Origin of the sequence: Nocardioides sp. NPDC101246, assembly GCF_044767415.1 — a bacterium.
Taxonomy (GTDB): domain Bacteria; phylum Actinomycetota; class Actinomycetes; order Propionibacteriales; family Nocardioidaceae; genus Nocardioides.
On the sequence record NZ_JBIWNX010000007.1, the window covers coordinates 187,742 to 198,855 of the forward strand.

10 protein-coding genes and 1 riboswitch are annotated in these 11,114 nt (G+C 69.9%); of the genes, 9 read left to right on the forward strand and 1 reads right to left on the reverse strand.

Translation table 11 applies throughout. The features are described from left to right. The first annotated feature begins 76 nt into the window (after nucleotides 1-76). The 8 genes from ACIRON_RS15115 (at nucleotide 77) to ribH (ending at nucleotide 8,556) form a co-directional block, all read left to right on the forward strand. Nucleotides 77-1,177 (forward strand): class I SAM-dependent methyltransferase, encoded by a 1,101-nt coding sequence (locus tag ACIRON_RS15115; protein ID WP_402993093.1) that lies wholly within the window; start codon nucleotides 77-79, stop codon nucleotides 1,175-1,177. Nucleotides 1,178-1,251: 74 nt separating this feature from the next. Beyond that, nucleotides 1,252-3,381 carry an alpha/beta fold hydrolase gene (locus ACIRON_RS15120; RefSeq protein ID WP_402993094.1) on the forward strand — a complete coding sequence of 710 codons (2,130 nt, stop codon included), beginning with the start codon at nucleotides 1,252-1,254 and terminating at the stop codon, nucleotides 3,379-3,381. A gap of 126 nt (nucleotides 3,382-3,507) precedes the next feature. Further along, nucleotides 3,508-4,128 (forward strand): HAD family hydrolase, encoded by a 621-nt coding sequence (locus tag ACIRON_RS15125; RefSeq protein ID WP_402993238.1) that lies wholly within the window; start codon nucleotides 3,508-3,510, stop codon nucleotides 4,126-4,128. A 28-nt stretch (nucleotides 4,129-4,156) separates the two neighbouring features. Next, nucleotides 4,157-4,825 carry a ribulose-phosphate 3-epimerase gene (gene rpe, locus ACIRON_RS15130; RefSeq protein ID WP_402993095.1) on the forward strand — a complete coding sequence of 223 codons (669 nt, stop codon included), beginning with the start codon at nucleotides 4,157-4,159 and terminating at the stop codon, nucleotides 4,823-4,825. Nucleotides 4,826-4,875: 50 nt separating this feature from the next. After that, a riboswitch (FMN riboswitch) is annotated at nucleotides 4,876-5,022 on the forward strand. A 93-nt stretch (nucleotides 5,023-5,115) separates the two neighbouring features. Continuing rightward, complete coding sequence (gene ribD, locus ACIRON_RS15135; protein ID WP_402993096.1) at nucleotides 5,116-6,183, forward strand: bifunctional diaminohydroxyphosphoribosylaminopyrimidine deaminase/5-amino-6-(5-phosphoribosylamino)uracil reductase RibD; 1,068 nt, start codon at nucleotides 5,116-5,118, stop codon at nucleotides 6,181-6,183. Continuing rightward, complete coding sequence (locus ACIRON_RS15140; protein ID WP_402993097.1) at nucleotides 6,183-6,779, forward strand: riboflavin synthase; 597 nt, start codon at nucleotides 6,183-6,185, stop codon at nucleotides 6,777-6,779. The genes ribD and ACIRON_RS15140 overlap by 1 nt, the downstream gene beginning before the upstream one ends. A 2-nt stretch (nucleotides 6,780-6,781) precedes the next feature. Next, the gene (locus tag ACIRON_RS15145) at nucleotides 6,782-8,077 is read left to right on the forward strand and encodes a bifunctional 3,4-dihydroxy-2-butanone-4-phosphate synthase/GTP cyclohydrolase II (RefSeq protein ID WP_402993240.1); all 1,296 of its coding nucleotides are present in this window, start codon (nucleotides 6,782-6,784) and stop codon (nucleotides 8,075-8,077) included. Next, the gene (gene ribH, locus ACIRON_RS15150) at nucleotides 8,074-8,556 is read left to right on the forward strand and encodes a 6,7-dimethyl-8-ribityllumazine synthase (RefSeq protein ID WP_091052926.1); all 483 of its coding nucleotides are present in this window, start codon (nucleotides 8,074-8,076) and stop codon (nucleotides 8,554-8,556) included. The genes ACIRON_RS15145 and ribH overlap by 4 nt, the downstream gene beginning before the upstream one ends. Nucleotides 8,557-8,570: 14 nt before the next feature. Here the strand turns inward: ribH and ACIRON_RS15155 are convergent, their stop codons facing one another. After that, nucleotides 8,571-9,179: a class I SAM-dependent methyltransferase gene (locus ACIRON_RS15155; protein ID WP_402993098.1), complete on the reverse strand. Its 609-nt coding sequence runs from the start codon at nucleotides 9,177-9,179 to the stop codon at nucleotides 8,571-8,573. A gap of 474 nt (nucleotides 9,180-9,653) precedes the next feature. Here ACIRON_RS15155 and ACIRON_RS15160 point away from each other — a divergent pair, with 474 nt between their 5' ends. After that, nucleotides 9,654-10,895 carry a DUF222 domain-containing protein gene (locus tag ACIRON_RS15160; protein WP_402993099.1) on the forward strand — a complete coding sequence of 414 codons (1,242 nt, stop codon included), beginning with the start codon at nucleotides 9,654-9,656 and terminating at the stop codon, nucleotides 10,893-10,895. The last annotated feature ends 219 nt before the right edge of the window (nucleotides 10,896-11,114 follow it).

An 11,114-nucleotide genomic window follows, 5' to 3' on the forward strand; every position in this document is an offset into this window, starting at 1 on the left:
AGTGTTGGGGACCCGGGCCAGGACTAGGTGGGGCACCTGACGCGAGGATGTCCCGAACATTCCTAGCGTTCCCGTCATGACCACTACTGATGACGCCATGACCCCGGGCACGAACGAGGTCGAGATCGACATGGACAAACTGATGGCCTTCGTCTTCCGCGCGGTGGACGAGGTCGGCGCGACGCTCAACGCCGCTTTGGTGGTGATGGGCGACAAGCTCGGTTACTACCGCGACCTCGCGGCCCACGGGCCGAGCACGCCGAACGAGCTCGCCGGGCGGACCGCCACCGGCGAGGCGTACGCCCGGGAGTGGCTGAACGCCCAGGCTGCGGGTTCCTACGTGACCTACGACCCGGCCACCGGCCGGTACGCGCTGCCGCCGGAGCACGCGGTGGCGCTGACCGTCGAGGACAGCCCGGCCTTCCTGCCCGGGATGTTCCAGATCGCCCTCGGCACCGTGCACGACACCTCGCACATCCTCGAGGCCGCGCGCAACGGCGGCGGCTACGGATGGCACGAGCACGACGCCGACGTCCACGTCGGCTGCGAGCGATTCTTCCGCCCGAGCTACAACGCCCACCTGATCGCCGAGTGGCTTCCCGCGCTCGACGGCGTCGTGGAGAAGCTCGAGCGAGGAGCGACGGCGGCCGACGTGGGCTGCGGCCACGGCGCCTCGACGATCCTGATGGCGCAGGCCTTCCCGAACTCCCGCTTCGTCGGGTGGGACTACCACGAGGCGTCGATCGCGACCGCCCGCGAGCGCGCCGCCGCCGCGGGGGTGGCGGACCGGGTGAGTTTCGAGGTGGCCCCGGCCTCCGTGTTCGGCGGCAGCGACTACGACCTGGTCACCATGTTCGACTGCCTCCACGACATGGGTGATCCGGTCGGCGCGGCGCGGCACGTGCGGGAGACCCTCGCCGAGGACGGCACCTGGATGGTGGTCGAGCCCATCGCGGGCGACCGTGTCGAGGACAACTTCGGCCCCGTCGGCCGCGCCTACTACGGGTTCTCCACCCTGCTCTGCACGCCGAGCTCCCTCGCCCAGGACGTCGGGCTTGCACTGGGCACGCAGGCCGGCCCGGCCCGGATCCGCGACGTGACGATCGCGGCCGGCTTCAACCGGTTCGAGAGCGTCTCCGAGACCCCGTTCAACCGGGTCTACGAGGTCCGGCCGTGACCGAGACGGCTGCTTCGCTCCGTCCCCCGGCCGAAGTCCGGCGCGACCGGGCCCGGCCGGGGGACACTGGAGCCATGAGGGCACGCGAGCCCGACGCCGACGGTTACGTGGAGACCGACGGCATCAAGGTCCATTACGAGGTCTACGGCGCAGCGACGGAAGGTGCGGGTGACCGCACGATCTTGCTGATGCCGACCTGGACGATCATCCATGCCCGATTCTGGAAGGCGCAGATCGGCTATCTGGCGCGGCACTTCCGGGTCGTGACCTTCGACGGGCGCGGCAACGGCCGGTCAGACCGGCCGGAGGGCGCCGCGGCGTACACGAACGAGGCGTACGCCGCGGACGCCCTCGCCGTCCTCGACGCCACCGGCACCGACCGCGCCGTCGTCGTGGGACTCTCTTGCGGGGTCACGTGGGGCCTGCACCTCGCCGCGGACCATCCGGACAGGGTGGCCGGCCTGATCGCGATCGCTGCGGCCTGCGGGTTCCCGATCGTCCAGGAGCGGGACGCGTTCGTCTGGGACGCTCGTCTCGACACGACCGACGGATGGGCGAAGTACAACCGGAACCACTGGCTCGAGGGCGGCTACGACGACTTCCTCGAGTTCTTCTTCGCCAAGATGTTCCCCGAGCCGCACTCGACCAAGCAGATCGAGGACTGCATCGCCTGGGCGCACGAGACGACGCCCCAGGTCGTCGCCGACTCCACCGCGGCACGGCTCGGGTGCGACGGGGTGACGTGCGCCTCCGTCGAGGAGATCTGCGGCCGCGTGCGGTGCCCGGTCCTCGCGATCCACGGGACCGACGACCAGATCCGGCCGGTGGCGATCAGTGAGCGCCTCGTCGAGCTCACCGGAGGGTCGCTGATGCTGCTCGAGGGCAGCGGTCATGGCCCCGTGGGCCGCGACCCCGTGAAGATCAATCACGTGATCAAGGACTTCGCGGACGCGGTCCACCCCCGGCCGCCGGTGAGCCACACCTGGGTGCGTGCCTCGCGCCGGCGCAAGAAGGTCCTCTATCTCTCCTCGCCGATCGGTTTGGGTCACGCCCGCCGCGACCTCGCGATCGCGCAGGCCCTCCGCGGGCACCACGAAGACCTCCAGGTCGACTGGCTCGCCCAGCACCCGGTGACCCGGGTGCTCGAGGCCGCCGGCGAGCGGGTCCACCCTGCCAGCAGCTGGCTCGCCAACGAGTCGCGCCACATCGAGGAGGAGTCCGGTGAGCACGACCTGCACGTCTTCGAGGCGATCCGGCGCATGGACGAGATCCTCGTCAACAACTACATGGTCTTCGACGACGTCGTCCGCGAGGAGCACTACGACCTCGTCATCGGCGACGAGGCGTGGGACGTCGACCACTTTCTCCATGAGAACCCCGAGCTCAAGCGCTTCGGGTACGTGTGGCTGACCGACTTCGTCGGCTTCCTCCCCATGCCGAGTGACGACGACCGGACCCGCATGGTCACCGCCGACTACAACGCCGAGATGGTCGAGCATGTCGAGCGCCATCCGCGCCTTCGTGATCGAGCGATCTTCGTCGGCAACCCGAGGGACGTCGTGCCCGGGCATTTCGGCGACGACCTGCCCGAGATCTCGTCGTGGACCGCCCGGCACTACGACTTCAGCGGCTACGTCACCGGCATCGACCCCGGCTCCATCGCCGACAGGGCACGGCTCCGTGCCGAGCTCGGCTGGCGCCCCGACGAGCTCGTGTGTGTCGCCACCGTGGGCGGATCGGGCGTCGGCAGCGATCTGCTCCGCCGGGTGGAGGAGGCCTACGACGCTGCCCGCGCAGCTGTGCCGGACCTGCGGATGATCGTCGTCACCGGCCCTCGTCTGGACAAGGGCGTGGTCCGGCCGCGTCCCGGCTTCGAGGTGCTCGGTTTCGTCCCTGATCTCTACCGGCTCCTCGCCGCCTGCGACCTGGCCGTGGTGCAGGGTGGTCTGACCACCACGATGGAGCTGGCCGCCGCCGGTACGCCGTTCATCTACGTGCCGCTGCGCGACCACTTCGAGCAGAACATCCACGTCCGACACCGGCTCGAGCAGTACGGCGCCGGCCGCTGTCTCGAGTACGACAGCCTCACCCCCGACACGCTCGCGCGAGCGATTGCCGACGAGATCGGCCGCGGGCGCCTCAGCCGGCCGGTGGAGGCCGACGGCGCCGATCGCGCCGCCGCGCTGATCGCCGACCTTCTCTGACCGGGGCTCGCGAGCGCCCTAAGGTTGAGCCAGCAATCGCTCCTCGATCTCGCTCCACCGGAGGCTCCGCTGAACACCACTCAGACACCAAGCAGTTCGTCCAGGCACTTCCCGGCCGCGGTCCTGATGGACATGGACGGCACCCTGGTCGACACCGAGCCCTACTGGATCGCGACGGAGTACGCCATCGCGGAGCGCTACGGGGCGACCTGGTCCGAGGAGCAGGCGATGGAGCTGGTCGGGAATGCGCTGATCGAGTCGGCGCGGCTGGTCAAGGAGGGGATGGGTCTTCCGCACGAGCCCGAGGAGATCGTCGAGATGCTCCTCGACGGCGTGGTGGAGCGGGTCGAGAAGGAGGTCCCGTGGCGGCCGGGGGCGCGTGAGCTGCTCGCCGACCTGGTCGAGCACGGGGTGCCGTGCGCGCTGGTGACGATGTCGTACGCCCGCTTCGTCGGCCCCATCCTCAAGCACCTGCCGGAAGGCACCTTCAAGGTGATCGTCACCGGTGACATGGTCCGCAACGGCAAGCCCCATCCCGAGCCCTACCTCACCGCGGCCGCGGCGCTCGGCGTAGCAGCCCAGGACACGGTCGCCGTCGAGGACTCCAACACCGGCGCCCGCTCGGCCGAGGCGGCCGGTTGCACCGTCCTGGTCATCGAGAACCACGTCCCCGTCGCCCCCGGCGAGCGCCGGGTCTTCCGCGACACGCTCGAGGGGATGACGTACGCCGACCTGGCTGCCCTCTGACCGCTCCGGGTCATCTAGGGTGCCTTCCGTGGGCCACATCCAGATCACTCCGTCCATCCTCAACGCCGACTTCGCCGCCCTCGGGGCCGAGGTCGCCCGGATCCCCAGCGCCGACTGGATCCATGTCGACGTGATGGACAACCACTTCGTGCCGAACCTGACCTTCGGGCCGACGATGGTGGAGGCGATCGCGCGGTCGACGGACGTCCCGCTGGACGCGCACCTGATGATCGAGAACGCCGACCGCGAGGCGCCGGCCTACGTCGAGGCAGGCTGTGGCTCGGTGACCTTCCACGTCGAGGCCACCAAGGCCCCGGTCCGGTTGGCCCGCGAGATCCGCGCCAAGGGAGCCCGCGCCTCGATGGCGCTCAAGCCGGCGACCCCGATCGAGCCGTACGAGGACATGCTGGCCGAGCTCGACATGGTGCTGCTGATGACCGTCGAGCCCGGCTTCGGCGGGCAGAAGTTCCTCGATCTGGTGCTGCCCAAGATCCGCCGGGCGCGGTCGATGATGGACAAGCACGGTGTCGAGACTTGGCTGCAGGTCGACGGTGGCGTCTCGCTGGAGACCATCGAGCGCTGCGCCGAGGCCGGGGCCGACGTCTTCGTCGCCGGGTCCGCGGTCTACTCGGCCGAGGACCCGGACGCGATGGTCAACGCGCTGCGGGACAAGGCCGTCTCAGCCTTCGACGCCTGATCCGGTGTCGTGCCACTCGTGTGGCACACTTGGCGTAGACGAGCTTGTGCTCGCGTGCTCTGGGGTCGGTGAAATTCCGAGCCGGCGGTGACTGGACGAAGGTCCAGAAGTCCGCGACCCGATGACAGCCAGTCATCGGTTGACCAGGTGAAACTCCTGGACCGACGGTTAAAGTCCGGATGGGAAGACGCACGCAGCCCGATTCGTCGTGACCACCCTGATTCGACAGGGTGCGGCGCGATGTATCGAGCCTGACCCCGGAGTCCGCGAGACGGACCAGAGGGGATCAGATGAAGTGCTTGGACCAGCGTGACCCGGTGCCGGGGGCGATGCGTCGCGCCCTGGACCTGGCCGCTGCGATCGGCGCCCCGGGGCCTGCCACCTATCCGAACCCTCGGGTGGGCTGCGTACTCCTGGGGTCGGACGGTTCGATGATCGCCGAGGGGTTCCACCGCGGGCCCGGCACGCCCCACGCCGAGGTCGACGCCTTGGCGAAGGCCGAGGAGGCCGCGCGCGGGGCGACCGCGGTGGTCACCCTCGAGCCGTGCAACCACACCGGCCGCACCGGCCCGTGCTCCCAGGCGCTGATCGAGGCCGGCGTCACCCGCGTCGTCTACGCCCAGGCCGACCCCAACCCGGTCGCTGCCGGGGGAGCGGAGCGGCTGAAGGAGGCGGGGATCGACGTCGAGCAGGGCCTGTACGTCGCGGAGTCCCGCGACCTCAACCGGGTCTGGACCCGCGCGGCTGAGCTGCAGCGCCCCTACGTCACCTGGAAGTTCGCCACCACGCTCGACGGGCGCAGCGCCGCCGCCGACGGCACCTCGCGCTGGGTCTCCTCGCGCGCCGCGCGGCTCGACACCCACAAGCTGCGGGCGCTGGCCGACACGATGCTGGTCGGGTCCAACACGGTCGAGGTCGACGATCCCGCGCTGACGGTGCGTGACCTGGAGGACCGGCCGGTCGGCGTACAGCCTCTGCGGGTCGTCATGGGGGAGCGTGACCTCCCGAGCGACCGCCGGATCTTCGACGCGCAGGCTCCGTCTCTTCATCTCCGCACCCGCGACCCGCACGAGGCGCTCGCCGCCTTGTGGGAGCGGGAGCGCCGCCATGTCTTTCTCGAGGGAGGGCCGACGCTGGCCGCGGCCTTCCTGGACGCGGGCCTCGTGGACGAGATCGTCGTCTACGTCGCCCCGTTCCTGCTCGGCGCGGGCCGCTCGGCCGTCGCCGACCTCGGGATCACCACCATCTCCGACGCCTTCCGGCCGCGGGTGCGCTCTGTCGACGTGCTCGCGCCGGCTGCTCCGGGCGAGGAGCCGAACGTGAGGTTCATTCTGGAACCACAGAAAGGGGAGCAGTGATGTTCACCGGGATTGTTGAGGAGCTCGGCACCGTCGCCGGGATCGAGGACCAGGGCGACGCCGTACGCCTGACCATCTCCGCGGCCACCGTGCTGTCGGACGCCGAGCTGGGAGCCTCCATCGCGGTCAATGGCTGCTGCCTGACCGTGGCCACGCTGGACGAGAACGAGTGGACCGCCGACGTGATGCTGGAGACGCTCAAGCGGACCAGCCTGCACGCGCTCTCGGCCGGCGACCGGGTCAACCTGGAGCGCGCGGTCACCCCGTCCACGCGGCTCGGTGGGCACATCGTCCAGGGGCACGTCGACGGGGTCGGGCGGGTCGTCTCGCGTGAGCCGAGCGAGCACTGGGAGGTCGTCACGATCTCCCTGGATCCGGAGCTGGCACGCTATGTCGTCGAGAAGGGCTCGATCGCGGTCGACGGGATCAGCCTCACCGTCGTCTCGGTGAGCGACGAGTCGTTCACGGTCAGCCTCATCCCCGAGACCCTGGCGCGTACGTCGCTCGGGTTCCGGGCCGTCGGCGACGAGGTCAACCTCGAGACCGACATCATCGCCAAGCACGTCGAGAAGCTTCTGGGAGGGGTTCGGCCGTGAACATCGAGCACAGCAGTACCGAGACTGGATTGAATTCATCGGGCGCCGAGCAGTACGTGGGGGTCCGGCTGGACCCGGTCGAGAACGCGATCGCCGACCTGGCGGCCGGGAAGCCGGTCGTGGTCGTCGACGACGAGGACCGGGAGAACGAGGGAGACCTGATCTTCTCCGCCGAGCTGGCGACCCCGGAGGTGATGGCGTTCGCGATCCGCTGGTCCTCCGGCGTGATCTGCGTGGCGCTGCCGGGGGAGCGGCTCGACGCTCTCGACCTGCCGCCGATGACTCGTGTCAACGAGGACCGCAAGCAGACGGCGTACGCGGTCTCGGTGGACGCCCGCGAGGGCGTCTCGACCGGCATCTCGGCCGCCGACCGGGCGCTCACGACCCGGCTGCTCGCCGGTCCTCACTCCGGGGCCGGGGACCTGACCCGGCCGGGGCACGTCTTCCCGCTGCGGGCACGCGAGGGCGGAGTGCTGGTGCGGGTCGGTCACACCGAGGCCGCGGTCGACCTGACCCGGCTGGCCGGGCTGGAGCCTGCCGGCGCGCTGGTCGAGCTGGTCAACGACGACGGCACCATGCAGCGCGCCCCGCAGCTGCGGGAGTTCGCCGACGAGCACGGTCTGGCGATGATCTCGATCGCCGACCTGGTCACCTACCGGCGGCGTACGGAGGTGCTGGTCGAGCGCAAGGCCGCGACCCGGCTGCCCACCGAGTTCGGTGACTTCACCGCGTACGGCTATCGCACCATCGACGACCAGGTCGAGCACGTCGCGCTGGTCTACGGCGACATCGCCGGATGCGACCCGGTGCTCGCGCGCGTGCACTCGGAGTGCCTGACCGGGGACGTCTTCGGGTCGCGGCGCTGCGACTGCGGGCCGCAGCTGCGCGAGGCTCTCTCGCGGATCGCGGAGGCGGGCTGCGGCGTGGTGGTCTACCTGCGCGGGCACGAGGGCCGCGGGATCGGGCTGCTCGCCAAGCTGCAGGCCTACCAGCTCCAGGACGGCGGTCGCGACACGGTCGACGCCAACCTCGACCTCGGTCTGCCTGCCGACGCGCGCCACTACGGCGCCGCCTCGCAGATCCTGCGTGACCTCAAGGTCGACTCGGTGCGCCTGCTGACCAACAACCCCGAGAAGGTGAGCCACCTCGAGGCGTACGGTGTCGAGGTCGCCGAGCGGGTGCCGCTGACCCCGCGACCCAACGAGCACAACCTCGCCTACCTGCTGACCAAGCGTGACCGGATGGGTCACGCGCTGCCCGATCTGACCGGGCGCGATCTGAATGAGGAGAACCGATGAGTGGCAAGGGAGCCCCCGCCCCCGAGGTCGTCGACGCGAGCGACCTGCGGGTCGCCGTCGTGGCCGCGCGCTGGCACGACGAGGTCATGGCCGGCCTGCTGAACGGCGCCGAGCGTGCCCTGAAGGACGCCGCCGTCGGCGGTCTGACGGTCGTCCGGGTCCCGGGCGCCTTCGAGCTCCCGGTCGCCGCGGCCGCGCTCGCCAAGTCGGGCTACGACGCCATCGTCGCGCTGGGCGTCGTCATCCGCGGCGGCACCCCGCACTTCGACTACGTCTGCTCCGCCGCCACCGACGGGCTGAACCGGGTCGCGATCGACCATGTCGTCCCGGTCGGTTTCGGCCTGCTGACCTGCGACAACGAAGAGCAGGCGCTCGACCGGGCCGGGCTCGAGGGGTCCAGCGAGGACAAGGGCTACGAGGCCGCCGCGGCGGCCATGGAGACCGCGCTCACCCTGCGCGACTGCGTACGCCACTACTGAGGCGCACTGACAGGTCACTTGATGCGCGTCGCCACCAGATCACCCTGGCGGCGGCGCGCATCCGGGTCCTGTCGCGTCCTCGCCTGCGCGACGGTGAACCCGTGCGGGGCGAGCAGGTCGCCGAGGGCCTCGGGCGACCAGTAGTAGGCGGTGTGGACCGCGTGGTCGAACGCCTCGCCGGGCTCGCCGTCGAAGAAGCCGATCAGCGCGGATCCGCCGGGCGCGAGGACACGGGCGAACTCGCCCAGGATCGCGGGCAGGTCGGCTGGTGGGGTGTGGATGATCGAATACCACGCCAGGATGCCGCCGATCGACCGGTCAGCCAGTGGGAGCGCGGCGAGGTCCGCTCGCTGGAAGCTGACGTCTCGATACCGCGCTCGTGCGGCGGCGACGAACTCGGCGGAGGCATCAAGGCCGACCACCTCGCGTACGCCGCTCGTGGTGAGCTCCTGGCTCCAGAGCCCGGGGCCGCAGCCGGCGTCCAGGAGACGGCCGGACGTGGTGTCTCGCCAGGTGGTGATCGTCTCTCGGTCGCGCTCGGCGAGCTGCTCGATCGTTCCGAACAGGTCGATGTACTCAGCTGCGCGGCTGTCGTAGGCTGCGCCGATCTCGGTCATGGTCATCGGTGACAGAGGGTAGCGGGTTCGGCTGCCCTTTTCGGGGGTGTGGGGGAGCGGACGTGTGTCCGTTTGGTCTCGTGCTTGGGTTCCAGCGCGGGTGGGGCCAATACGTTGTCTGGGTTGGGAGATTTCGAACCAGGGTGTCTGGGTGGGGTGCCATTTGGCTGTCTTGCGCGCCTTCCAGCAGCGGTCTGGGTTTGGTTGGGGATATCTGTCCCTGATTGGGTTCATGGGTTTTGCTTTGTGTGGTAGGCTCGGCGCAGGCGTAAACGTGATGGCCGACCACCTCTTCAAGAGGCGTGCGTTCCACTCGAGACACAACGAGTGAGACGTATTCCAGGGGAACCAGGGGCGTGAACGCTGAGCTGCGAGGGTAAGTAATAGCCCGTACTGCCGGGCCTCCGAGACCAGCGAACCAACCGGGATTCTGCACGGGCAGAAACCCTTGAGTTCGTACGTCGGGAGGCGACCGCTTCGATGACCACGCTGCAACAGCCACAACACCCTGTGCTCTCGGCCGTGGTCGCGATCACCACCTCGCTCGAGGCGGTCGCCGAAGCGAACCCGGTGTTCATGGCCACCGACCAGAAGGCCACCACGCTGCTCGAGATCGCCCGCGCCAAGGCGCAGCTGGCCGAGCTCGAACTGCGGGTCCTCGCCACCGCCGAAGACGTCGCTGCCCAGAGTGCTGCCCGTGATGTCGCGGCCTGGTTACATCACCACACCCACCAACGCCCCGAGACCCTGCGTGCCGACCTGCGACTCGCTGAGGCCCTCGACCGGACCTACGGGCTGGTGGCGGCCGCGATGCGCGCCGGGGACTGCAACCCCGCCCAAGCCCACGTCATCGTCAACGCCCTCGATGAGCTGCCCGCTGATCTCGATCCTGAGATCCGGGTCAAGGCAGAAGAAGCGCTGGTTGCCTATGCGGCCCGGTTTGACCCCACCCAGCTCCGCCGCCTCGGCCGCCGGATCCTCGACGTCATCGCCCCCGAGATCGCCGAAGCCGAAGAAGCCCGCCGGCTGGCGGCCGAGGAGGCCCACGCCCGGAAGAAGACCCGCCTGGCGATGCGGCGGCTGGGGGATGGCACCACCCGGATCACAGCGGTGGTCCCGGATGCGGCCGCGGACCGGCTCGCGACCAACCTGGAGGCGTTCGCCTCACCGCGGCGCGATGACGGGACCCGCACCGAGACCGGCGAGTACCTGCCCTACGACCGCCGCCTGGGACGCGCGTTGTGCCAGCTGCTGGAGACCCTCGACCCATCGCGGCTCCCGATCCACGGCGGGGACGCGACCACGGTGATCGTGACCATCGACATCGACCAGCTCCGCAAAGAGGCCGGCATCGCCCAGATCGTGGGTGGCAGCCCGATCACCGCGGCCGAGGCCCGGCGCCTGGCCTGCACCGCGAACATCCTCCCCGCCGTCCTCGGCAGCGACTCGGAGGTGCTTGACCTGGGCCGCAAGGAACGCTTCTTCACCGCCGCCCAACGCCGAGCCCTCCTGCTCAGATCAGCAACCTGCGAGGCCGACGGCTGCGACATCCCCGGCACCTGGGCCGAAGCCCACCACTGGATCGCCTGGGCCCAAAGCGGCGCCACCGACCTCGACAACGCCGCCCTGCTCTGCTCCCATCATCACCACCGCGCCCACGACGCCGCCTACCTCCACGAACGCCTCCCCAACGGCGACATCCGCTTCACCCGACGCACATAGACCGACCGATCACAGCGCACACCGCAGCTGCTGACAGCACGACATCCCTTGCGATGCCGAGTCGGCGCGTCTGTCTCGTGCCGTAACGCCGAGTTGGCGCGTGTGTCTCGTGTCGTGGTGTCGAGTTGGCGCGTGTGTCTCGTGTCGTGGTGTCGAGTTGGCGCGTGTGTCTCGTGTCGTGGTGTCGAGTTGGCGCGTGTGTCCCGTGTCGTGGTGTCG